28 protein-coding genes and 1 riboswitch are annotated in these 23,178 nt (G+C 41.1%); of the genes, 6 read left to right on the top strand and 22 right to left on the bottom strand.

Translation table 11 applies throughout. The features are described 5' to 3' along the window. Positions 1-23: 23 nt before the first annotated feature. Complete coding sequence (locus M3196_RS12670; RefSeq protein ID WP_251322681.1) at positions 24-1,040, bottom strand: LacI family DNA-binding transcriptional regulator; 1,017 nt, start codon at positions 1,038-1,040, stop codon at positions 24-26. Positions 1,041-1,194: 154 nt separating this feature from the next. On the opposite strand from M3196_RS12670, the gene M3196_RS12675 reads away from it, so the two are divergent. Both M3196_RS12675 and M3196_RS12680 read left to right on the top strand, forming a co-directional pair. Continuing rightward, a complete protein-coding gene (locus M3196_RS12675; protein WP_251322683.1) occupies positions 1,195-2,283 on the top strand; it encodes an AI-2E family transporter in 1,089 nt (362 codons plus the stop codon). A gap of 19 nt (positions 2,284-2,302) precedes the next feature. Further along, positions 2,303-3,157 carry a DUF1206 domain-containing protein gene (locus M3196_RS12680; protein ID WP_251322891.1) on the top strand — a complete coding sequence of 285 codons (855 nt, stop codon included), beginning with the start codon at positions 2,303-2,305 and terminating at the stop codon, positions 3,155-3,157. 136 nt (positions 3,158-3,293) lie between these two features. Here the strand turns inward: M3196_RS12680 and M3196_RS12685 are convergent, their stop codons facing one another. The 9 genes from M3196_RS12685 to thiD all read right to left on the bottom strand — a co-directional run bounded on the left by M3196_RS12685 (position 3,294) and on the right by thiD (position 9,592). Further along, positions 3,294-4,529, bottom strand: coding sequence for an MFS transporter (locus M3196_RS12685; protein ID WP_251322684.1), 1,236 nt, complete (start codon positions 4,527-4,529; stop codon positions 3,294-3,296). Between the two features lie 274 nt (positions 4,530-4,803). Further along, complete coding sequence (gene clpP / locus M3196_RS12690) at positions 4,804-5,385, bottom strand: ATP-dependent Clp endopeptidase proteolytic subunit ClpP (protein ID WP_251322685.1); 582 nt, start codon at positions 5,383-5,385, stop codon at positions 4,804-4,806. A gap of 15 nt (positions 5,386-5,400) precedes the next feature. Beyond that, the gene (locus M3196_RS12695; RefSeq protein ID WP_251322686.1) at positions 5,401-5,610 is read right to left on the bottom strand and encodes a hypothetical protein; all 210 of its coding nucleotides are present in this window, start codon (positions 5,608-5,610) and stop codon (positions 5,401-5,403) included. Next, the gene (locus M3196_RS12700; RefSeq protein WP_251322688.1) at positions 5,607-6,209 is read right to left on the bottom strand and encodes a helix-turn-helix domain-containing protein; all 603 of its coding nucleotides are present in this window, start codon (positions 6,207-6,209) and stop codon (positions 5,607-5,609) included. The genes M3196_RS12695 and M3196_RS12700 overlap by 4 nt, the downstream gene beginning before the upstream one ends. Before the next feature lie 168 nt (positions 6,210-6,377). Continuing rightward, a complete protein-coding gene (locus tag M3196_RS12705) occupies positions 6,378-6,617 on the bottom strand; it encodes a hypothetical protein (RefSeq protein ID WP_251322690.1) in 240 nt (79 codons plus the stop codon). 74 nt (positions 6,618-6,691) lie between these two features. Beyond that, positions 6,692-7,207 carry an energy coupling factor transporter S component ThiW gene (gene thiW, locus M3196_RS12710; protein WP_338082947.1) on the bottom strand — a complete coding sequence of 172 codons (516 nt, stop codon included), beginning with the start codon at positions 7,205-7,207 and terminating at the stop codon, positions 6,692-6,694. Further along, complete coding sequence (gene thiE / locus M3196_RS12715) at positions 7,208-7,882, bottom strand: thiamine phosphate synthase (protein WP_251322692.1); 675 nt, start codon at positions 7,880-7,882, stop codon at positions 7,208-7,210. Then, positions 7,879-8,784: a hydroxyethylthiazole kinase gene (gene thiM, locus M3196_RS12720; RefSeq protein WP_251322694.1), complete on the bottom strand. Its 906-nt coding sequence runs from the start codon at positions 8,782-8,784 to the stop codon at positions 7,879-7,881. The genes thiE and thiM overlap by 4 nt, the downstream gene beginning before the upstream one ends. After that, positions 8,771-9,592 carry a bifunctional hydroxymethylpyrimidine kinase/phosphomethylpyrimidine kinase gene (gene thiD / locus M3196_RS12725; protein WP_251322695.1) on the bottom strand — a complete coding sequence of 274 codons (822 nt, stop codon included), beginning with the start codon at positions 9,590-9,592 and terminating at the stop codon, positions 8,771-8,773. The genes thiM and thiD overlap by 14 nt, the downstream gene beginning before the upstream one ends. 409 nt (positions 9,593-10,001) lie before the next feature. Continuing rightward, positions 10,002-10,108: riboswitch (TPP riboswitch) on the bottom strand. 371 nt (positions 10,109-10,479) lie between these two features. Here thiD and M3196_RS12730 point away from each other — a divergent pair. Further along, positions 10,480-10,710 carry an IDEAL domain-containing protein gene (locus tag M3196_RS12730; protein WP_251322697.1) on the top strand — a complete coding sequence of 77 codons (231 nt, stop codon included), beginning with the start codon at positions 10,480-10,482 and terminating at the stop codon, positions 10,708-10,710. Between the two features lie 135 nt (positions 10,711-10,845). Here M3196_RS12730 and M3196_RS12735 read toward each other — a convergent pair whose 3' ends face one another. Then, positions 10,846-11,754 carry a DUF4349 domain-containing protein gene (locus M3196_RS12735; protein WP_251322699.1) on the bottom strand — a complete coding sequence of 303 codons (909 nt, stop codon included), beginning with the start codon at positions 11,752-11,754 and terminating at the stop codon, positions 10,846-10,848. 193 nt (positions 11,755-11,947) lie between these two features. On the opposite strand from M3196_RS12735, the gene M3196_RS12740 reads away from it, so the two are divergent. Continuing rightward, entirely contained in the window at positions 11,948-12,982 is a 1,035-nt protein-coding gene (locus M3196_RS12740) for a YecA family protein (protein WP_251322700.1), read from the top strand. Between the two features lie 96 nt (positions 12,983-13,078). Here M3196_RS12740 and M3196_RS12745 read toward each other — a convergent pair whose 3' ends face one another. From M3196_RS12745 to M3196_RS12775, 7 genes are all read right to left on the bottom strand, one after another. Then, positions 13,079-14,398, bottom strand: a complete 1,320-nt coding sequence (locus M3196_RS12745; RefSeq protein WP_251322702.1) for an APC family permease — start codon at positions 14,396-14,398, stop codon at positions 13,079-13,081. Positions 14,399-14,548: 150 nt separating this feature from the next. Continuing rightward, positions 14,549-14,725 carry a hypothetical protein gene (locus tag M3196_RS12750; RefSeq protein ID WP_251322704.1) on the bottom strand — a complete coding sequence of 59 codons (177 nt, stop codon included), beginning with the start codon at positions 14,723-14,725 and terminating at the stop codon, positions 14,549-14,551. A 156-nt stretch (positions 14,726-14,881) separates the two neighbouring features. Continuing rightward, on the bottom strand, positions 14,882-15,670 hold the full coding sequence (locus M3196_RS12755) for a DeoR/GlpR family DNA-binding transcription regulator (RefSeq protein ID WP_251322705.1): 789 nt from the start codon (positions 15,668-15,670) through the stop codon (positions 14,882-14,884). A gap of 360 nt (positions 15,671-16,030) precedes the next feature. Beyond that, positions 16,031-16,354 carry a nucleoside triphosphate pyrophosphohydrolase gene (locus tag M3196_RS12760; protein ID WP_251322706.1) on the bottom strand — a complete coding sequence of 108 codons (324 nt, stop codon included), beginning with the start codon at positions 16,352-16,354 and terminating at the stop codon, positions 16,031-16,033. Between the two features lie 57 nt (positions 16,355-16,411). Further along, the gene (locus M3196_RS12765; RefSeq protein ID WP_251322707.1) at positions 16,412-17,443 is read right to left on the bottom strand and encodes a YkvI family membrane protein; all 1,032 of its coding nucleotides are present in this window, start codon (positions 17,441-17,443) and stop codon (positions 16,412-16,414) included. Between the two features lie 106 nt (positions 17,444-17,549). Further along, positions 17,550-18,653 (bottom strand): GGDEF domain-containing protein, encoded by a 1,104-nt coding sequence (locus M3196_RS12770; RefSeq protein ID WP_251322893.1) that lies wholly within the window; start codon positions 18,651-18,653, stop codon positions 17,550-17,552. Between the two features lie 174 nt (positions 18,654-18,827). Beyond that, positions 18,828-19,109: a hypothetical protein gene (locus M3196_RS12775; protein WP_251322708.1), complete on the bottom strand. Its 282-nt coding sequence runs from the start codon at positions 19,107-19,109 to the stop codon at positions 18,828-18,830. 208 nt (positions 19,110-19,317) lie between these two features. Between M3196_RS12775 and M3196_RS12780 the strand changes: the two genes are divergently transcribed. Further along, positions 19,318-19,728, top strand: coding sequence for a phage holin family protein (locus M3196_RS12780; RefSeq protein ID WP_251322709.1), 411 nt, complete (start codon positions 19,318-19,320; stop codon positions 19,726-19,728). 1 nt (position 19,729) lies between these two features. Here M3196_RS12780 and M3196_RS12785 read toward each other — a convergent pair whose 3' ends face one another. Continuing rightward, a complete protein-coding gene (locus M3196_RS12785; RefSeq protein ID WP_251322710.1) occupies positions 19,730-19,987 on the bottom strand; it encodes a flagellar biosynthesis anti-sigma factor FlgM in 258 nt (85 codons plus the stop codon). Continuing rightward, positions 19,984-20,241 carry a hypothetical protein gene (locus M3196_RS12790; RefSeq protein WP_251322711.1) on the bottom strand — a complete coding sequence of 86 codons (258 nt, stop codon included), beginning with the start codon at positions 20,239-20,241 and terminating at the stop codon, positions 19,984-19,986. The genes M3196_RS12785 and M3196_RS12790 overlap by 4 nt, the downstream gene beginning before the upstream one ends. A 198-nt stretch (positions 20,242-20,439) precedes the next feature. Between M3196_RS12790 and M3196_RS12795 the strand changes: the two genes are divergently transcribed. Further along, positions 20,440-21,771, top strand: coding sequence for a purine/pyrimidine permease (locus tag M3196_RS12795; RefSeq protein WP_251322712.1), 1,332 nt, complete (start codon positions 20,440-20,442; stop codon positions 21,769-21,771). 38 nt (positions 21,772-21,809) lie between these two features. Here the strand turns inward: M3196_RS12795 and M3196_RS12800 are convergent, their stop codons facing one another. Together M3196_RS12800 and M3196_RS12805 are read right to left on the bottom strand one after the other, a co-directional pair. Further along, positions 21,810-22,691: an alpha/beta fold hydrolase gene (locus M3196_RS12800; protein WP_251322713.1), complete on the bottom strand. Its 882-nt coding sequence runs from the start codon at positions 22,689-22,691 to the stop codon at positions 21,810-21,812. After that, a complete protein-coding gene (locus M3196_RS12805; protein ID WP_251322714.1) occupies positions 22,688-23,086 on the bottom strand; it encodes a hypothetical protein in 399 nt (132 codons plus the stop codon). Before M3196_RS12805 ends, M3196_RS12800 begins: the two co-directional genes overlap by 4 nt. Positions 23,087-23,178: the final 92 nt, after the last annotated feature.

The following is a 23,178-nucleotide window of genomic DNA, read 5'->3' on the forward strand; positions in this document are numbered from 1 at the left end:
TGAAGCGAACATGCCTCCGTTTTTTACTTGTCCTGTAAATCACAGACTGACTGCCTTTCTGTTATGGTAAAAGGCATGTAACGGCTTTCGACTTCTTTTTCTTCACCTTTAATCAATTTCACTAAAATCTCTCCTGCAGTTTGTCCCATGTCCTTTAATGGCTGTGAGACTGTTGTTAAGGCAGGATAGCACATTTCTGCAATCTTCAGATTATCGTACCCGATGATAGACAGTTCTTCTGGTACTTTGATGCCAAGCTGATGGGCGGCCGACATTGCGCCAATAGCCATCTCATCACTGGCTGCAAACAAAGCTGTCATATTTGGCAGCTGCTTTAGCAAGACAGGCAATGACTCTTTTCCGTTTTGAAAACGGTAGCCTTCGTTCGTTGTTACGTGATCTTCCGAAAAAGCCAGATTATGCTTTTGAAGAGCTTCCTCGAAGCCTTTCATGCGTGGAACACCTGCGATCGGATCTTGTTTGCTGCCACCGATCATCCCAATCTGTTTGTGTCCTTTATTAATCAAATATTCCGTCGCCTGAAAAGCTCCTTCATAATCGTTTACACGTACAAAAGGCAAATTGTAATTTGATGATGCGGTTGAGACGAGTACAACGGGAACCTTCATTTCTTGAAAGATTTTATAGTACTCTTCCTTCACATCCTCAGATGCAAAAATGATGCCGTCTACCCTTTTCTCCTGTAATAAACGAAGATATTTGACGGTTCGCTTTCCGCTGGACGTTGTATTGCAAACGATAACGCTGAATCCTCCGTCGTGTGCAGCGTTCTCTACACCTTCCAGTACTTCGGAAGAAAGCATCCCTGAAACTTCCGGAAACAAGACACCGATTGTTTGGGTCCGCTTATTGATCAATCCCCGCGCAATGGCGTTCGGCTGATAGCCCAGAGTTTCAATAGCCTCCTGCACCTTTTTCTTAGTGTCCTCCGAATAGCCGGGCAGCCCATTAACAATACGGGAAACTGTTGCAATCGAAACGTTTGCCTGCTTGGCTACATCTTTAATTGTCGGATTCAAAACATCTACCTGCTTTCTAGTTACGTAAACGTTTACATTTACACTTTCAATCTATCAGCGCTCTTTAAAAATGTCAATTATTATTTAACTAAAAAAAGATTACAGTTTTTGAAAAAGGGAAAAGAATACTATTATGAAACGGAGGTCACATCAAATGTGGTATCAGTACTCATTCTTCAAGTATGCGGCAGGTGCCGTACTCGTACTCACTATTTTATTTTTACTCGGAAAAATCGACTATCTTATTGACTTCCTTTATCTCGTAATCTCGAGCGTCTTCTTTCCGGTGTTTATCGCTGGATTGTTATATTACTTGCTTCGGCCGTTGATACGTTATCTGATCAAAAAAAAGGTGCCCAAATTTCTTGCTATATTCTTAGTCATGCTCGGGTTGATAACGGCGGCTTCAGGAATTTCTGCTGCAGCCTTCCCTGTCATAGCCGATCAATTAACCAATCTAACTGACGACTTCCCAAAGAAAATCGGGGAAGCTACTGAAAAAACAGGAAAAATGGTCACAGGAGAAAACAAATCGTTTATTGACAGCACACAGGTTGCTAAACTGGCAACCGAGCGCCTTGAAAAGTTCACGAGCTCCATTTCCAAGGATGTAATAGAACTCGTTACTACTTTGACGAATATTGCACTTGTTTTATTGGTAGTACCGTTTATACTATTTTATTTACTCCTTGATGACAAAAAGTTTTTTAATTATTTTCTAAGACTGGTACCTCGTCACATGGAACATGACGTGGCTGCTATTCTCCGGGATATCGATTCTACGCTGTCTTCTTATATAAAAGGACAAATATTAGTCGCCTTGTTTGTTGGAGTATTTATGTATGCCGGCTATATGATAATCGGCCTTAAGTTCGCACTTGTTCTTGCTCTTTTTGCAGTACTTACAAATGTCATTCCGTTCCTCGGACCATTTATCGGCGTCTTCCCAGCTCTTTTAGTCGGGCTCATTCAAGATCCGTTTATGGCAATTAAAGTCGCGCTGGTAACGCTTGTTGTTCAGCAGGTAGAAGGTAACATTCTATCTCCGCAGATCATGGGAAGGAAGCTTCGCATACATCCGCTGACAATCATTTTAGTAGTACTGATGTCTGGAGCGGCATTTGGCTTTATCGGTTTGCTTCTTGCCATTCCTGCATATGCAGTTACAAAAACAATCATAAGCAACCTCTACCGAATCTATTTATTGTACAATCCACCAGAGACGCGAAGTGATTTGCTCTGAAAGGAGAGCCGATTTGACTGTGAAACAGCCCTTTGTAAAAAAAGAAACGTATAAGGATAAAATCAATCATCATTTTGAATCTTTTCGCCCATGGATTCATCGTCTAGCAAGAATCGGTTATCTTTCAAAAGGTATTGTCTATGTGGTGATCGGGATACTCGCACTGATTACTTCGACAGGTACACACCTTAATGAAGCAAGTTCACAAGGCGCACTCTACACGATCGCACAGCAGCCGTTTGGTCCTTTTCTATTGATTGTACTTGCCGTTGGTTTAAGCGCTTATGCGTTTTGGCAGCTGACAAAAGCTGTTTTTGACCCGGAATGCGTCAACCACAGCTGGAAAAGATGGTTCAGCAGACTTAGCTACTTGTTTATTGCAGGCGTTTATACCGCCATGTGCATTAGTGCATTACGAATTCTTTTCAGGGCAAGAGCAGAACCATCGGATAAAACCTATCAAACACTATCAGCACAGATGCTTGCTCAGCCCTTCGGACAGTTATTGATCGCGATCGCAGGACTTGTCTTTGGTATTATCGGAGTTGTCTTTTTGTTTCGGGCACTATCACGCAAATTTAAAAAGGATCTAAAGAAAAACGAGATGAACAAAGAAGAATGGCGGTGGAGCGGATATATCGGGACGTTTGGAATGACTGCACGTGCGTTCGTTTTTATGATCATCGCTTTCTTCCTTATCCGAACGGCTATTCTCGCTAACCCTGAAGAAACAAAAGGACTGGATGGTGCCCTGCTGGAACTAGCAGCACAACCCTTCGGACCTGTTCTTCTCGCCATCGTTGCACTTGGCTTCATCGCTTATGGCGTATATATGTTTGCAAGTGCGAGATACAGAAGATTGAATAACCAATGATATAGTGAACGAAAAAATCCTTGTCTAAATGCAGACAAGGATTTTTTGTGTTATTGAACTGTAAACAGTAGTGGCAGAGATGTCTTTCTGACAAATACAAATCAGCGATTTGTATTTGTCTGGGGTCTGTCCCCCCTCACTCATTAGACCACTTCTCCAGTGTTCGGTCAGTAGGCAGCATCACTGTAAGGAGACCTAAAAATGGTAAGAAGCTGATAAGCAGCATTGTGTAGGAAATGCTGGTAGCGTCTGCTATGTTTCCGAGTACGACTGAACCGAGTGCACCCATACCGAAGGCGAGGCCGACGATCAGGCCGGAAACCATTCCAATCCTCCCTGGAACCAGTTCTTGCGCATACACCACTGTAACGGAAAAGCTCGTGTTTAAAATAAATCCAATAAAGAAAAACAATGGCGCTACTGCCCACAAGCCGACATGCGGCAATAATAGTGCTAATGGTGCCGTTCCTACCATCGACCAGAAAATCATATTTCTCTTCCCTAACCGGTCTGCGATCGGTCCGCCAAAGAATGTGCCCAGCACGCCGGATGCCATGAAAATGAATAAATAAATTTGTGCCTGGCGGATAGTGAGACCATAATCATGAATAAGATAGAACTGATAATAATTACTGATACCGGAAAAATACCATGAACGCCCAAATACTAGGAAAACAAGCAGCGCCATTGCAACAATCACTTGGTTTTTACGTTTTTTATCAATCGCTTTTTTCTCACCTGTTTGTTTTTTTACACGTGGAAAATGCGCAAGCTGCTTTGCGTACCATCCCGATACATAAAACAATACAAAGATGGCAACTGCAGCAAAAGAGGTGAACCATACCGCTCCAAACTGACCAAGCGGCACGAAAACCAGTGCTGTCATAATCGGTGCAAGTGATGTTCCTGAGTTTCCCCCAACCTGATAGATGGACTGTGCAAGGCCGCGCCTATTCCCAGCTGCCATATAAGCAACACGTGAGCCTTCAGGATGAAACACTGCCGATCCAAGTCCAATTCCGATCACTGAGAAGATAATCATATAAAACGAATCAGCAAAAGCAATTCCAAGCATACCTATTAAACTAGCCATCATTCCAAACGGCAGCAAATACGGTGACGTCGTCCTATCCGTATACCAGCCGACGATAGGCTGCATAACGGATGAAGTGATATTTAGCGTAAACGCAATCCATCCCAGCTGGGTGAATGTGAGCCCCATTGAGTTTTCTAAAATAGGAAAAATCGCCGGAATCACGGCTTGCATCGAGTCGTTTAACAAGTGGACAAAACTAATAGCAAATAGAATCGAATAAATGGTTTTCTGCTGAGAAGACGCTGCGCTTGACGTCTTTTCTGCTGATGTTGCCATGCTGCATTCCTTCTTTCTATCATCGTCTTAGAAACTTCCAAACTATGTATCTTTTCATAAGATTACCACAACAAACTCATCCAATCCTAAAATACTGATTTTCGACTTTTCGACAAGTGAAATGGAGCAAACTCTCCAGGTGAAAATCCAAAATGCTGTGCGGGAAATAAATTGTAAGGGGACAGACCCCATTTCCCAATAAGAAGCCAGCCCCGGTGGGCTGGCTTCTTTACCGTATTTTACTTATATATTTATTCTTAATTTACTCTTTGCCCTAAATCTTCTCGATAACTTTGTCGATGATACCATATTTTAGTGCTTCTTCTGCTGACATGAAGTAGTCACGGTCTGTGTCTTTCTCAACTTTCTCGATCGGCTGTCCTGAACGGTCTGAAATGATTTTATTAAGCAGCTCGCGTGTTTGCAGAATGCGCTTTGCATGGATGGCCATGTCCGATGCCTGCCCCTGTGTTCCACCAAGCGGCTGATGAATCATAACTTCAGCGTTCGGAAGCGTATAGCGCTTGCCTTTTGCTCCTGCTACTAACAAAACAGCTCCCATGGAAGCAGCCATACCGATACAGATCGTCGATACATCTGGTTTGATGAACTGGATCGTATCGTAAATCGCAAGTCCAGCCGTAACGGAACCTCCTGGTGAATTAATGTAGATGGAGATATCTTTATCAGGATCTTCTGCTGCCAGGAAAAGAAGCTGAGCAACGATTGAGTTTGCCACATTGTCATCAATCGCACTTCCGAGCATGATGATGCGGTCTTTTAAGAGCCTTGAATATATATCGTACGAACGCTCACCGCGGTTGGTTGATTCTACGACCATTGGAATTAAGTTCATAACATTTCCTCCTTATTATGCCGCTATTGCCATCGGGCTAGCGCTTGTTGTATTTGGCACATTTATTTTTCCAAATCCAGAAGTGATAAAAATAATTTTTGCCGGCTGCTGCTCATGATCAGCACCCTCAACCTGTACTTCTGTTTTCATCGGAATCACGTTTGACTCTTCTCCTGCTTGATCTTTTCTTAATGGTGTAACTGTGCTTTCTTGTTCCTTTTTCATGCCGTTCCGCCTCCTTCAGGTTTTGGGTACATCGCCATTGAAACATGAAACGTCCTAGATGTTCCTTGTTTCGGGTCATGGTGTTTTTTAATGAGTTCTGAAAGCATATCTGCGTAATCTTGTAAAAAAGCCTTGCGCTCTTCTTTCCCAAGAAGTGATAGCTCCATTTCCATGGCTGCACTCGGAATTTCTTCACTCTCCACTTCTTCCATAAGGGAAACCGCATCTCGTTTTATTTTATCAGTCAACGATAAAACGTGTGCAAGGGCGGTCTGATTCTGCAGCTTTTGGATCGTTTCTTGTGAAAGACCGAGTGAATCAGATAATAGAAATGTTTTCCCCACACTTTTATAAAGAACTTCTACAAGGTTTCTGACATTCCTTGTGCCAGCCCGTGTGACAAGACCCACTTTTTCCAGTGCTTTTAAATGATAATTCACCTTTTGGGCGGAATCGTTCATCACTTTTGACAGCTCTGTCGCAGAACGCGGTTCCTTTAATAAGCTTATGATTTCCGATCTGACCGGATGCAGAAGGGCCGCAGCCTGTTCCGGCTCTGTGACGATATACGTTTCTGGCACTGATTGATTCCTTTTCACTCCTATCACCTCACATTCAAGAATTTACCTCCACGTAAAAATTATCCTTTACGTAAAATTATTTTATTACGTTCCTCATCATTATGTCAAAGGTTTACACAAAATATACGTTTGCCTATACACGCAAAAACAGACTGCCTATCTCTAAACAGTCTGCTTTCAATCGTTTTATAAAAGGGGTATGACACCAAGTACTAGAAAGATTCCGGCCATACCAACGTTAAACCAAAATTCAGTCTTTTGCTTAAAAACTTTTCGTTCCACTGCACGAAATACAAAGACAACCATTAAAATCGAGAACAATACAGTAGGGCTCTCCCAATACTTTCCGTTATAGATGGCAAGAAGCAGTCCTAGAAACATGAGCAGCATTTCGGCATAAATCCATCGTTTTGGTCGTTTTTTCATCTGATAAATGGCCCCCTTTTCCACCGGGTGATAGTACTCAGTGTACGGTGTGGAGGTCTATTCGGTGCATATCCTTAAGCAGATTTTTCGCGGGCATCTGTGTTGAGTTTCACGGCTGAACTTTTCTTGATTACTCTGAGAATCATCCAGCCGATCAATCCGCCCACAACAGAACTCGTCAGGAATGGAAGGATAAAGAAAAATGCTCCTGCCTCTGAACCTAAGAAGAGTGCTGCAACTGGCATTGCGACAAGAGCTCCTATAATCCCTGTCCCGATCCATTCTCCGATTGCGGCTACTGCGTAAGTTTTTCCTTTTTTATAAAAATATCCAGCTAAAAACGCTCCTATCATTCCCCCTGGAAAAGCAAGCAGAGAACCAACGCCGAACATATTGCGCAGCAGCCCGATGCTGAATGCTACAATAACAGCCGGCAAGGGGCCTAACGATACACCTGCAATAACATTAATCGCATGCTGAACCGGAAAAGCTTTCGCAACACCCGCCGGAATCCAAAACATATGTGAAGCTAATGTGCCGACGGCTGTGAACATTGCCATTAATGACAGCTTTTGAACAGAAATTTTCACTTACATTCCCCTCTTTGCGTGTTTTATTTTCATAAGCAATTCCCGGGAAGTTAAATCTGGATCTTTCGACTGACTGATAGCTGAGATGATTGCTGCTCCGTCTGCACCAGCCTTAATAACAGCAGCTGCATTATCCATCGATATCCCGCCAATTCCTACTACAGGAACGTTTATGCCGTTTGCACGAAATTCTTTAAATATCCCCGTCCCTACGGGTTCTTGTGCATCAGGTTTTGTAGCAGTCAGATAGATAGGACCTGCACCGATGTAATCTGCTCCACGTTCAACAGCGTCCTTTGCTTCAGCAAGTGTATGTGCGGATACGCCAAGGATCTTATTTTTTGTCTGCTGACGGATAAATCCAAGATCACCGTCAGTCTGTCCAACGTGAAGTCCATCAGCATCGACTGCTTCCATCAAATCGAGATCATCATTCACGATAAAAAGCACTCCAAAATCCCGGCATAGCTCTTTAGCCATTTTTGCTGCTTCAAATCGTTCTTCGCCGGTTAAGCTATTTGTTCCTTTTTCACGAAATTGAAAGGCTGTAATACCGCCCTTAACGGCCTGTTCAAGAATTTGTTTAAATGAAGCTGGCGACGCGCAATTCATCGTACCCGCTACAAAATAAAGGGAAAGCTTTTGAGCCAGATCCACTTGAGAAAGTATGGTCACCTGCGGACACCTCTTTCATCCATTACTGCTCGCTCAATCTCCAACCAGTTGATCTCACCTTTCCAATTCCATTCATTACGTTCTAGTAAAAATAATTCATCTAAAAGGTTTGACTGAAAGCTTCCAGGTCCTTTTGAGGTCTCTGCAGCTGCTTCAGATGCTTTTGTTAGCATCAATAACGAAAGTGCAGTTCGTTCAATGAAAGAAAGATTAACCTCTGATTCACCTTTATGATTCGCCTGATAAAGTGCGATCATAGAAGTTGCAAAACAACCTGTTCCGGTAACTAGTGATAGCATCGGATCACCATGTGAAAGTACAATGACCGTTTTTCCGTCTGTCACAACATCTTTCTCACCTGTCATCGCAATGATGCATCCAGTTTGCTTTGCAGCTGCAGCAGCAAGCTCTCTTGAATCCCCTTCAGAGCTGTCAAGATCACCGTCCGCTCCTTTTCCTTCCCAGCCGAGACCTGCAAGGAATTTCATCTCAGCTGCATTCCCGCAAATTGTCAGAATTGTTTGGGGACTGACCCCCTTCAATTTAGAATATTCTGACAACAATTCTTTAACGGTTTCCTGACGGAATGAAGACAGACCCACTCCAACAGGGTCGAGGACGACCGGCACTCCGTAATGCATCGCTTTACGCAGTACAAGCTTCATAGATTCTGCTCCAGCTTCATCCAATGTTCCAATGTTAAGAACCAGCGCATCCGCAACGGCTACAGCATCTTCTACTTCCCTCGCGTCATGAACCATCATCGGACTTCCGCCGGCTGCAAGAACTCCATTCGCGAGGAAATTCATTGTAACGTTATTCGTAATATGGTGAATGAGCGGACGTTCTTTTCTGACTAGCTCCACAAAAGACTTCCATTCTTGTACTCTAGTATTGTTCATGAGGCAGCCTCCGATAAGCAAAGTGATTAACAGGACCATGACCTGAACCGACATCGATTCCATTTTCTATCGCTGTTTGGATAAATCTTTTAGCACTGTGGATCGCGTTTTCTGCTGTTTTCCCGTAAGCAAGCTCCGCCGCTATAGCTGCAGAGAACGTACAGCCCGTGCCATGCGTATTTTTTGTGTGAATACGCTTATCTGCAAGTTCCCATATCTCTACTCCGTTGAAGACAAGATCGGAAACATACGCATCTTCTCCATGACCGCCTTTAATCACCACATAATCCGCACCATTATCAAAAAGAATCCTTGCCGCTTCACATTTTGCCTCATTGCTATTAATCTTTATTCCTGTCAGCGCTTCAGCTTCTGGTATGTTTGGCGTAATGATTTTTGCTGCAGGAAGCATGTACATATGCATCGCCTCAAGAGCTTCCTTGCCTAGAAGAGTCGCTCCACCTTTTGCAACCATCACTGGATCTACCACTAAATTGTTCCATCCAAACTTTTTAACAAAATAGGCTACTTTTTCAATATAATCACCGGAAAACAGCATACCTGTCTTTACCGCATCAGGCGTCAGATCGCTTCCGATTGACTTTAATTGCTCTTCCAATCCATCTAAAGGCACAGGATAAACGCCATGCACACCAGTTGTATTTTGAGCTGTCACGGCAGTCAGTACCGACATCCCGAATACACCAAACTCCTGAAACGTCTTTAAATCAGCCTGAATTCCTGCGCCGCCGCCGCTGTCAGACCCAGCAATGGTCAGCGCTTTACACACTTTAAACAATTGTCCCATCACTATTTCCCTCCTTTTTCATTAAGGCTCTTTTCTAAAAGGTTGTTGCTTCTGGGGGATATTTGTGATATTCCTCCAGTGGCATGTTGATTGGAGTGTAAGATGCGAAACTCCTGCGGGATCAGCGTGCCAGCTACCTGAGTATACTTCTCGCAAGGCATGCGGTAGCCCGCTTCGATGTTGTTTTTCTTGCAGACGCAGGAGCACAAATTCTTCCTTGAATACGAGTCTTTATCCATCTTCCTCCAAAGCTCACCTTACCCCCCCCCCCCCGCGGAAAGCGAGCATCCTGAAACGGAGATCAACTATTTTCAAAAAACAACAATGAATACGAAAACAGCCTTCATTAAACACAAAAAGCCACCCGCAAAATTAAAAGCGGGTGGCCATCTCAATTAAAACAATAATGTAATGATCCACGCCGCTTCCCTACGCCAGTACTAACCGGATCAGGTTCAAAGGGTCGAAGGCAACTGCCTTCTCTCAGCTTAAATATAAGCACCCCCAGCGGAAATGACGATATTTATTTAACACCATCCTACTCACATAACACCTTAGAAGTCAACGTTTTTTTAAAATAAGTGTTTTCGAGTGTTTAAGCCTCCTAAAATACGGGGAAATAGTTAGTAACATAAAATAAGAACACAAAAAACACTCCATTAAAACAATTGTAACAAGCAGTTAATGTTCAGAAACACAATTGGCAACCCCTTCATACTTTTACCAAAAGGTGGTGAAAATACAGTACATTGGAATCATTATCGGAATTTTTTTCAGAATTTTCAAATAAAATGGTTGTCATTGGGCACCTTGCTCAGTATACTAGTAGAAACCTAGAAACATAAAAGGTTAATTGGATAGGGAGACAATTTAAGGAGGGAAACAGGATGAAAGACAAAAACACTTCTTTTAACAAAAACCAAAATGAGATGGTGAAGTACAAACAACAAAAAAGAGACCCATTTGCCTTCAGCCTTATTGCCCAAATGGTACTCGATGAAGCCCTGCACAAGTATTACAAAGAATACTACGAAAGAGAAATCAACAATGCTCTGGATCAAAAAGATAAAGAGCGTTTTATGAAACTGACTGAAGAATACAAAGCATTTCTCGCATAAGGCTTTTGTTAACGGTACTCCCTTAAAGGAAGGTGCCATAAAAGCCAAAACACCCTTTCAGCCAACGGGCTATAGTCCGCGCTGCAGAGGGTGTTTCTAACGTCCCCGCTATCTGACATGTACAAAAATGAATCATTAACTCATGGATGTCGGAGATTCCGGCTTTTTCTTTTGCCCTTTTTTCCTTCTCCAGATCCAAAATCCAACTGGTAATAGTACAATCCACAATGGCGCTAACCCAAATAGCGCAACAATAATAAACGAGACCGCAGATACAAAGAAATTAACAGTTTCCATGAAGAGCATTTTTGTTTTCTTCCACGTGTTTAAATCCTCTGTCTGCAGATTTTCCGCTTTTAAATTTTTCACTTCAAACTGTATCGTGACCGTCGAAAAGTCACTTTGATTTTTTAAAAAGTAAAGCCTTCCTTCTATTTGTTCAATCTCTTCTTGGACCTGCGCAAGATCCGATGAAATTTTTAATAAATCTTCTGTTCTTTCTGCTTCATTCATAAACGATTCCAGCCTGTCTCTAACCTGCTGTTTAGCTTTTAATCGGGAAGAAAGATCCACATACTCTTCCGTTACATCTTCACCCCTTACACTCTCATGCGGAGCACCTTCGCTCAGATCTTTCACCTCTTTTAAAAACGGACGGAAACCTTCCATCGGAACACGAGCAGTCATCATGCCATCCTGGTAACCTTCTTCACCTGTACTCGCGTTCGATTCAACGATATATCCGCCTTTATCTTCAACCATCTTGCGCACCGTCTCCATCGTGTTCTGCAGCTTTTCCACCGTTATCCGAAGGTCGGCGTTGTATATAACTTTCCGCTGATCGCGTATGGTTTGTTTTTTATCACTTTTCTCGGCATTACCGGCGTCTCCTTCACCTGAAGATTTAGCATTTTCCATCTTTGCTTCAGAACTATTGCCGCCAGCCATATCTAAGGCACTTTCTTTTTTACTTCCGCCGTCACTGCTGCAGGCTCCTAACAATAAAACACAAATCATTACCCACACTTTCCATATTTTCCACATATCGTAATTCCCCCTTTTTCGCTTAGACGCTTTTGATTAGAAAAAAGTTTCAGTTCACGAAAAACCAACCTATTGAATGATTTTTTCACTCCCTTTTTTGTGATAAAATGGTGTCTGATGATTTGTAGTTTGAAAAAAATCCGATTTATGCTAGTATGTACAGGATAAGTAAGTGGTTTACTGGAGGAATAGCATGTCAATGATAGGAAGAAATGATCCGTGCTATTGTGGCAGCGGAAAAAAATATAAGAAATGTTGCTTACATAAAGAAGAGCAAACACGTGAAGTATCCTTTCACCAAGAAGGGCTCATCAAATTCGCTCTTGAAAATTACCAGCATGAGTTAGCGGCACGGACTTCAGAGTATGTGAAAAAGTATCCGGTCGGAAAAGACCAGGAGCAAACATACGCTAACATCGCGGTATGCTGGGAAGTCTTCTGTTCTGAGATCAAGGATGGAAAAACACCTGTTGAGCATTATTTGGACAAAGTGAAGGCTTCAGTTGAACCGGAAGTTGCTGAAATTTTATCCGGCTGGACAACAACTGTACCGTCACTTTATAAAGTCGTTGAACAAAAAACGGGCTTCATCTTTTCAGTGAAAGACATTTGGACAGATAAAGTTTATGATGTGACGATCAATGCTGCTGATAAACCAAAAACAGACAGCGCATTGCTTGGAACACTCGTTTCAAACGGCATTAATTATGAATTTTATGTTGGGTATGTAGAAATGCCTGTCTCTGAACTTCCGCTATTAAAAGAAGCCGTTGAAAAGCTTCAGCCATTAGCAGAAGCAAAAGAGATTTTCAAAAATCAGTTCCCTGCTGTACTTCAGCTCTCTCTCATTGATATATCGGCAGGAGTGCCGCAGCCTAAAGCAGATTCAAAAGCGGCGAAGACTGAAAAGCCGGCATCTGAAAACACTGAAACTCCGAAAGAATCAGATGAGAAAGATGAAAAGTATACAGCTGTAACGGAACTTGTAAAAGCAAACGCAGAAACAGAAGTTGTTAAAGAGGCTGAAAAACTTTGGAGTGAATACATTAATGAGTCCAAACCAGCCATTCGAAAAGAAGAAATTTATGCAGCTGCACTGGATTACCTTGTTTCAAAAGATATTAGAGGTATTGCATCCACTCAAGCTGAAACAGCCAAAAAATATGGCGTTTCACCTGCTAGCCTTTCATCTCGTTATCGTGAAATGAAAGAACTATTAAGCGTATAAGCTATTATCCTATTCTCCCGACAGGAATTTCCTGGCGGGTTTTATATTTTATTAATCTTATAAAAAAAGACCCCGTTAAGGGTCTTTTTCCACTTGCTAGATTGAATTTTGATTTTTGCGCTCAAGCCAATAATAAACAGGTAAGCCTGCAAATGTGATTAAGATCGCGGTTAAGCTGTCAAATGGGTCATTCAGAATTGTCGCACCAACAATATAGACGGAACCGATAATCGCAAAGATCGGAACGACCGGGAATAATGGAACGCTGTATACACGCTCATTGCTCTTGTTCCGTTTGCGCAGTTTAAACACTGCATAAAACGCAAAAATATAAAAGATATAAACAGCGAAGATTGCCATTTCTGATAGATAGTCCGGGTCAGTCAAAACCATCATAATAATGGCGATTACCACTTGTAAATAAGTTGCCGCAATCGGTGTACCGTACTTTTCGCTAACTTTGCTGAACGTCTTAGCCATTGGAAGCTGATTACGTTCTGCCATTGCAAAAGGTACACGCGGAATCGTTAAGATTTTACCATTTAGGCAGCCGAAGATCGATACTGCAATACCTACAGCAATCAGCTTTCCACCCAGTGGCCCAAATAAAATGGTAGCCGCAGATGCAGCAGAGTTTTCACCCAGCCTTACAATCTCAGACGCCGGAAGAATATGCAGCAATGCAATGTTAACAAGAAGATAGGCTGCCATGACGATCAAAATACCGCCAATGATTGCTTTCGGCAGCGTCTTGCCAGGGTTCTTCATCTCCCCTGCCACAAATCCAACCATCAGCCATCCATCATAGGCAAATAGAGTAGCCAAGATCGCTGCACCCATGCTGATCTCTACAACAGCTCCACTCGAAGCATCTAAGATCTGTTCGTTCCCCTGTGCTATACCAAACACAATGATCAAAGCAATTGGAACGAGCTTTCCAAGCGTGAACAGGTTTTGTACGAACCCGCCGTATTTGGTTCCAAAATTATTTACAATCGTAAGGAAAAGAACGGTTCCGATCCCAATCCAAGGACCAAAGGCTTTTTCCCATGAAAAAAGGTTTGTTATTAGGGAACCGAAGTATAAGCCAAGAGCTCCAATTACAGCTGGTCCATAGATGACGGTTTGAACCCAGCCGCTTAAATAACCCCAGAGTTTTCCGTATACTTCTTCCATATAAACATAAAGTCCGCCCGTTTTTGGGATCTGAGTCGCTACTTCAGCAATGGTCAGACCGCCAGCAAGCGTGATAAGGCCCCCAAGCGCCCATGCTAAAAGCGCAAGTGACGAGTTGCCTGTATATTCAAGAACACTTCCCGGTTTCATGAAGATTCCTGAACCAATTACCGTACCAATTACGATGGACATGGCTACAGAAAGCCCAATGTCTTTTCTCAATGCTGCTGCTTGATTCATGCTGTGTCCACTCCTTAAAAAACGTTGTCCATCTGAAAAAGACTAGTGTCACTTTAACATATACAAGCATGAACTGTCACTACTTCCCAATAAAGACAGGCAATTCAGTTTTTTGCAAAGGTTTTCTTGATAATTGGAGTGAACAATTTTTTACTTTAATTCATTTCGCCTTATAAGCTGTTTTTTGATAAATGCTTTTTCTATGATATCGTTCAGCTGCTTTTCCAGCTCTCTTTTATCAACAGGATTCGTATTAGATCTGATCTTTTTCTTAAGTTCTCGGATCCTCATTTTTTCCTCAGCTGAAAAATGAGAAGAATGAAGCAAAACAGTCACCTCATTTCCCTTTGTTAAAAATTCTAAGTGTTAATTCTAGGTTAGTTTAATAAACAGAGAAATTCATTGTTCTTGTAAATAAATCTGACACGTTATTTATAAACGAAAAAAAGACCTCTATTAGAAGGCCTTTCCATCAAAAGAATATTAATTGTTCATTTCAGGTGTTGATGTTTCTGATGCAGCGATGATGACCTTAACTCCTTGCTGTTCAATAGCCTGCAAGTGATCTCTATGTGCTTCCTCATCTGTAATGATCACTTCTAAATTTGAAACCGGACCCACATTCGTAAAGGCATTAACACCGATTTTATAGTGCGGAAAAAGTCCGATACTCTTTCTGGAAACTGAGCTAACAGCCTTCATAAAAGCAGCTGCCTCAGGCGTAGCCGTACTGATGCCGCGTTCTGAAATTCCGCCTCCCGTCGCGAATGAGAGGTCAAACGAATATTGACTCACGAGCTGTGTTGCGAGGGCATCGGTCATATTGCCGGAATTTTTCACCTTGCCTCCGATGACATATAAATCAATATTTTCCCGTTCACGAAGGGATTCTGCTATTTTCAAGGAGTTCGTGACGACGGTAAGTGGAACATGAGGCAGATATTTTAACAGGACATAATGGATGGACGCTCCGCCGATAAACAGGGTATCTCCTTCTTTGACCCATTTTGCCGCTTCTTTTGCAACAGCATTTTCGTATTCCGTTCCTTCTTTGTACCGTTTGGAAGGAGCTGGAGGTCCTTTTTTCACTTCTGTTACCGGAATTGCACCGCCATGAGTACGTTTAATGAGCCCCTTATCTTCTAAGGAAGATAAATCACGGCGGATAGAATCAATCGAAACTTGGAGGGCATCTGATAACTCTTTTGCAAGAACACGACCTTCTTTTTTCAGCAATTCTAAGATCTTTTCTCTTCTTTCTTCAGAAAACATAATAATTTTCCTCCATTACCTCTTATTTCCACGTGGTACTCTAATCATATGCGGCATTATGCTTGTTTGTCAAACAATTTTTGCATGTTTTTTCCTGTTTTTTCTTTTTTAAATGTGAAACAAGCTAAAACAAGCACTTTAATATGCATGTTTTAGCTTGTTTTTTATTGAGGAATTTCATGATTAGAACATCATATAAAAAACTTCCAAAATCCCAGAAAAAGTAAAGAGAATCACATAAAAAATCATGTTAATCACATAAAAAACTACTCTTATCACATGATTTACCAAAATAATACAAAATGTCTTTTCCACAAATACAAATTAACGATTTGTATTTGTCTGGGGTCAGACCCCCACTTAATCTTCCACCTTGATCAGAAACAGGCGCTCGTGGAATCTGCCGTGCTTTTTTGCTTTCAGCTGCCGGATTTCATCCAGTTCCCTTAATGTTAGATGATGCACTTTCGTCAGCGAAATCAGGATTTCAAACAATCCTGCAAGTTCTTCTGCTGCATCGCTTTCACTCACCGCATCACGGTACTCCTTTACACCTTCTGCGAGTTTCTTTTTCAGTTCACTTTCAAATTCTTTATCTCCCAGAATCCGGAATGTTCCTTTTTTCCCCGCCTGCTCAAGGAGTTCTGGTATTTTATCACGGACTAATTTATTGTAATACGCCATTGACCTTTTTCCCTTCCAGCAATTTCAATTCAAAACCTTTTTAATCCAATCTATTCATCAATTCAGTTTTTTAGCAGAAATAACGATTAAAAAGATAAGAGCGATCATTCCGAAGACTGGGTATAAATAATGCAGCAATTCTGCGTAACCCACCTGGCTCAGCAAATAGCTCCCCAGCATCAAGGAAAGTAAAATCACATTGTTCGATAGTCTCATATTTTTTCCGAGAGATCCCGCAAGACCAAATAAGTTTCCGATTAATGTAGAGAAAATCTCGCCATAGATCACAAGAACAAAAAAGTAATGAACGAATAACCCAAGTCCGCCGACTATTTCAGCAATTGGAATTTCGTAACTTAGGACGCGCGGAACCGAATAAAGAACATACTGGCTGTTTAATAAAATACAGGTCAGACCCAATCCGCCTAAGAATCCTCCCCATTTTATAACAGACTCATCAGCTGCTTCCCGCGATAATGGGACTAGCACAGCCTGAGCCAGCGTTAAGTTGAAAGCAGCATAAGTAAAAGGACTTAAAAGCCACTTCCAATTACGCGTGAAGTCCTCTGCTACTAAGAGCTGCCTTCCACCAGAAAAATCAAAAATGGAAAAAGTCAGAATCAATGAAAACAAAATCATAATCGGGACGATCAGAGAGTTCGTCCACAGAATACCATCTATTCCTTTTTTCATAACCACATATGTCACGATAAGTGTAAGCACTACACCCGCTTGAAAAGGGAGATTTAGTTGCTCTCGAAATAAAGCACCTGTTCCTGACAGCATGACACCCGTTACCCCAAAAAGCATGATGAGCATTAATACGTTCACAACACGAGATGCTGCCGAACCGAATAAATAATGGTTCATATCATCAAAGGAAGATGCGTTTATCCTTCTAGCCATCAGCATCAGTTTTGTCCCGATGGCTATAAACAGAAATCCGCTGATTAAAATTCCAGCAAAGCCAGCTGAACCATACTTTGTAAAAAACTCTACGATTTCCCTTCCGGTTGCAAACCCAGCACCTACAACAGTGCCGATGTAAGTGGCGGCAATCTGTAATATTTGTTTTATCCGTCCACTCATGCCCTCACCTCCATGGCCATATCTTTACAAACATATGCATGGACAAGAGTTTTAGAAGAAAAAGAAAACAGCAAGGATCTCTCCGTGCTGTTTCAAACAATTTTTATTAAATTTCTATAGCCTGATTGCATTCCTGAATGATTACGCGATTCTTCCCCTGGCGCTTGGCAACATATAAGCTGTTATCAGCACCTTCAAAAAAAGCTTGTTTGTGCATACCCGTCCTGTATGTTTGCAAACCAACACTTATCGTTACACTTTCTTCCTTGATCTCAGGATGTTCAATATTCTGTACGACTGTTCTTATTTTATCGAGTGTTTGAAACGCATTTTCTTCATTCACATCATTCAAAATAACGACAAACTCTTCACCGCCGTAGCGAGCTACAAAATCATCATTTGATGTATTTTCTTTTATAGCGGCAGTGATTCTTTTTAAAACGATATCGCCAATACCATGTCCGTATGTATCATTTACATTTTTAAAATTATCAATATCAATTATCGCCAGATGAACCGGATAATGATACGTGTCAGCTTGCAGGAGCAAAACTTCCATATATTCATAAAAAGCCATATGATTATATAATCCCGTCAATGCATCAGTCTTCACTTGTTTTTCCATAATCGTTGATTTAACCATAAGCTCTTGATGTTCAGCCTGCGTTTTTATTAAATACTGTGCAATTTCATAGCCTCTGCTCATGATTCCGATACATATCGCAGATGCAGTTAACAAAATGCACGTCATTGACAGCTGTGCCATAATATCATTCAACTCTCGCACAATGGGATGGAAAGTTGTTAATCCTAAATAAATCGTCAAACTGAAACCGAATGAGACCCATACTTTTTTCTTCTCAAAATAGATCGTTGAGATCAGCATCGGGAAAAATAAGCAGGCATTCATCACATACATTTCAGAATGCACCCCGACTAGGATACCTGAAATAAGACTGGCTGATCCGATAATGATATAGTCTGTGTATTTTCCTCGTTTACGATAACCCCACTCAGCGATCAACGTCGTCAGTGATAAAAGCAGCGTCGGCAACAAAATATATTCTAAATAAAATTCCATTAACGGTCTTTCAGTAATAAAGCTGTTGATTACCTCAACGCACACTGACACAAAGACAATAACCCAAAAAACATTTAAAATTTTCCGGTTCCACGCGATGTGATTTAAGTGTGCAGGCAGGTGTGTCATTCCCAATTTATTCACCCCATCTACACGAATACAACTTTTATTATAACATTATTTTCCTTAACAACCGTTTTGCTTCATAAAAAAATATTTCCTTGCAATGGCTCTTTTTTGCAGGTGTATACGATTTATAAAATGAAAACGCACAGCCAGAATGAACCAGCTGTGCGGCAGTTTTTATTTTAATTTTACGCGTTTCTTTTTCGGTAACTTATCTAGAAGCCAGCCTCTTCCCACTTCACAAAAACGAATAGGCATTTCAAGAGTTGCCAGTATCTTATCCTTTCCATGAATCGTAAGCAGTCCTGTTTCTTCGTTCACTTGGTCGACGACCGCATTCTCTGTTCCAGAGAGCGGAAACGTCCATTTGTTATTTCCAGAGTCTTTAATTTTGATCATTCTTCCGTCACAAGATACTTTGTGGCAATGTGGAGGCAAGCCCAACGTAATTTTGTTCATTGCATTTCTTTCCTCCCTTTCCGAATTTATCTCATTGTAACAGATATAGTGCGTGTCTGACTCGTTATTTTTTAAATTTTTTGACTATTTAACACATTTGAAATATACCTTCTAAAAAATAGGAGGACAACCCTTAGGCATTCGCCATTTCGGTTTATAAAGTACAAGCATATACTAAATTATTGGGAGATAAGGGAGGAAAAAAAAAGTGGAAAAATGGTCAATGTTCTACCATACGGCAGTTGTTACGTTAGGTGCTGTTTCCAGCTACCTTTTTGGGACACCTGGCATTTTACTAAAAACACTAGTTCTATTCGTTGTTTTAGATTACATCACAGGCATGGCTGCATCAGCATATGAAGGAAAATTAAACAGTAAGGTTGGCTTTAAAGGAATATTAAAAAAGGTTATGGTTTTTGCCATAGTTGCAGTAGCCCATTCTCTCGATCAATTAATAGGCGGTTACTATATTCAATCCGCCACCATCTTTTTCTATTTATCGAATGAACTATTATCCATGATTGAAAATGCTGGCAGGTTAAATGTACCGATACCGCCATTCATAAAAAATGCCGTTTCCCTGTTAAGACAGAAAAGCGGCATGAACAATAAAAAATAAATTAAGTTGTGTAAAACTGTGAAATTTTCTTTGCTATTTCATGCGCATTGATCTGGTACTCGCCTGCATCGATGCGCTTTTTGATATCCAAAAGTTTCATTTCTCGTATATTTAGCTGAGCATTATCATTCAATTGCTTAGCTTCATTCGATATGTAGAGTTCGTCTTTGGCAAATGACGGGGGCTTAACAGAAGGCTGCTGATACATTTTATTTACATCATATTTTCTTTGTACCGGTTGTTGTCCATCAATTCTCATGATTTCACCTCTCCTGTGTTATTAAAAGTTCCGAGCCATTTCCATTGACCATCGTGATCCAGGTTGTCCAGAAGTCTGAAGAATAGCTCCTGACCAGACGTATCCCATTTTATTTCGAATTCATTTCCGTTTTCTTTATCCTTGCAAAAAGAATGAATCCATTGGGATGTAAACAAGTAAGGGGTAAACTGTTCAAAGTCCAATAGATGTTTCTCTAACCATTGAATTACATCATCGTGAGTAAGTTTCTGCATCATAGATCGTCCTTTGTTTAGGTTCGTCATTACCTGTGACTATATGTTTCGACTATTTCATATGATTTATGAGGATAGCCGAAAAAATATTTACAGAAAATTCAAACCTCATATTAAAATTGCATCTTACCAAGAAATACCCTCATAAAGCATTCCTTTAAACTTCTTTTCTTCTGCTAATCTGTTATAAGGTCTATAATGAATAAGAAGAAATACATAACAGTAGGTGTTTATATGAAACTAACATTCTCCTCCCTGCAATGGATGGTCTTTATACTGGCTGGCAGCCTGGTAGCTCCGATCGCAATTGGAGATGCATTCGGAATGACACAAGCAGAGACTGCAGATCTGCTGCAGCGATCGTTCTTCATCATCGGTTTATCTGCTATTTTACAAGTCTTGTTTGGTCATAAACTTCCTATCAATGAAGGTCCAGCAGGATTATGGTGGGGTGTTTTTACCGTATATGCCGGAATTGTTGCTTCAGGCGCATTAACGGCTGCGGATGGACTTCAGCAGCTGACAGCCGGTATGCTTATCAGTGGAATTCTCTTTTTTCTGCTAGGAGCCTTTCGTGTGATTACTTCGGTCAGAGCGCTTTTTACACCTCTTGTTACCGGTACTTATCTTATCTTACTCGTTTCACAGTTAAGCGGTTCTTTTATAAAAGGAATGCTGGGGATCGGCTATTTGCAAGAACGTGCAGATGCAAAGGTAGCTGTTGCCTCTCTTTTTGTTCTTGTCTTATCGATTGTCTTAGGGAAATCACGGGTAAAAGGGTTAAGAAGCTATTCTATTCTTATTTCATTAATCATTGGGTGGGGGCTCTTTAAACTATTAAACTTAACAAAGGATACGATGAATGCTGTAAAGGTGATTTCATTTCCGGAATGGCTGGCATGGGGAATGCCGGAGCTTTCTGGAGGGGCAATTCTTACTTCCCTTTTTGTTGGATTGTTATTGCTGACAAATATGGTGGCAAGTATCAACGTGGTTGAAAAAGCTTACGAATCGGAAAATGAAAAATATGAACCTATTAACTATAATCGTTCCTCTATTATAATGGGTCTGAATACTTGGATCGCCGGTCTGTTCTCTGCTGTTGCTAGTGTTCCTATTTCTGGAGCATCTGGGTTCATCTTAACAACAAAAATGTTTAGCCGATTAGCGTTCATACTTGGAAATGCACTTATTATCGTGATCAGCTTCTTACCGCCGCTAACCTTTTTCTTTGCTGGAATTCCAGCACCAGTAGGCTATGCAACTATATTCCTGCCGTTCTCAAGTATGATCGGCCTTGCATTCAAAGAATATAAATCAGAGCTAAAATCCGATACAAATTTGTTTATCATCAGTACGTCGTTGATGGTTGGTATCGGCAGCTTATTTATTCCTGCTGCCGCACTCAAAGAGTGGCCAAGCGTAATCGTCACCCTGCTCAGCAACGGACTTATCATGGGAATGCTGACCTGTATGGCATTAGAACAATTCTATAAACGAAAAAACGGACGCAAAGAACAACATTCATAAAAAAAGGGCTGCCTTAAAAAATAAGGTGCCCTTTCGTTTTATTTTGAGATTGATGTAACTGGCATTTCGGCATAAAAATCTTTAATTGTTTGTACGAGTTCTGATTCATGATCGTACATCATTAAATGTGTTGTGCCAGGAATGAAGACCGTCTTGCAAACGGAAAGCACTTTAGATGCTTTTTCAATAAATCTCTTCTTTTTTTCCAGATCTCCTTCTTGTTCTGCAGGTAAAAAAAGGACGGGACACTTCACTTTTTCATACAACGTTAAAAAGTTCGTGTAAAAAATTTCTGAAATAATCTTCTCCATGGTTTTACCTGTCGTGCACGGCCCCACTTTCCCGTTCTCCTTCACACGAGGCTGATAGTGTTCTACAAAATATGCTCTTGCCTCATTCCAAGGCTTCCAATTTTCGCGATAATATTGTTTATATGACTCAACTGAATCATAATCGGGGTCTAATTGATCTCTAAACTTCGCGATATGTTCTTCAAAAGATTCTTCATATCTGCCATCTTCCCCGGTATCATTTACAAGTGCACCTTCGGAATTCACCAGGGACAGGACCCGGTCAGTACGGGTTGAAGCAAAGAATGCTCCTACCATGCTGCCGTATGAACTTCCAACAAGATGTGCGCTATTAATAGAAAAGAAGTCCAATACTGATTCCAGATCCTTAGCAGTATCTTCAAACGTATATCCTTCATCCGGTTGACCAGATAATCCGTGCCCGCGCAAATCATAGGTAACTACCCGGTATTTATCCAAAAAATGCGGAATAACAGGGTGCCACAAATGCGCACTTCCACCTAAATAATGAATAAAAATAAGAGCCTCTCCTGTACCGCCATGGTCATATGCTGTTATCTTTGTTCCATCATTTGACGTTAATTCGTATCTGTCAGCCTTAATGTTCACTTTTTCATCTCCTCTTTCATCCGTTTTTGCAAATTTGGCTTACTGCGGTTATTAATTTCCTCAAGCTTGTTTCGAATATCTACTTCGATGTCCCGGTTAAAGAACGTTGCAAACTTACACAGGTATGCAATGCTGTCAGCAATTTCTTTCCCAATATCCTCTGCCACTTCCTTTTTAGCTAATAAAAACGCATGTTCTTTATCGATGCCATCTTCCTTTAATTCGTATGTAAGATTCATCAGTTTCCTGAGTTCTTCTGCAATTTCAGCGATTTCTGTGGTTAAAAGCATATGATTAAGCAAAAGTGATTCTATACTGCTCTCTGAGTTCTCCTTACTAATCTCCCAACCTTTTTCCAATTGAAATGCTTCTAATTCTTTATGTATGTAATTCATTGTGTCTTTCCTCCGATCTATTCCTATACTTTTACTTTCTTCTTGTTTCTTGCTTTTCCTTCCCTTAAGAATGAAAAATTGCTATAATTTTA

The sequence above is a fragment of the Fictibacillus nanhaiensis genome (assembly GCF_023715445.1).
In the GTDB taxonomy this organism is placed as follows: Bacteria; Bacillota; Bacilli; order Bacillales; family Fictibacillaceae; genus Fictibacillus; species Fictibacillus nanhaiensis_D.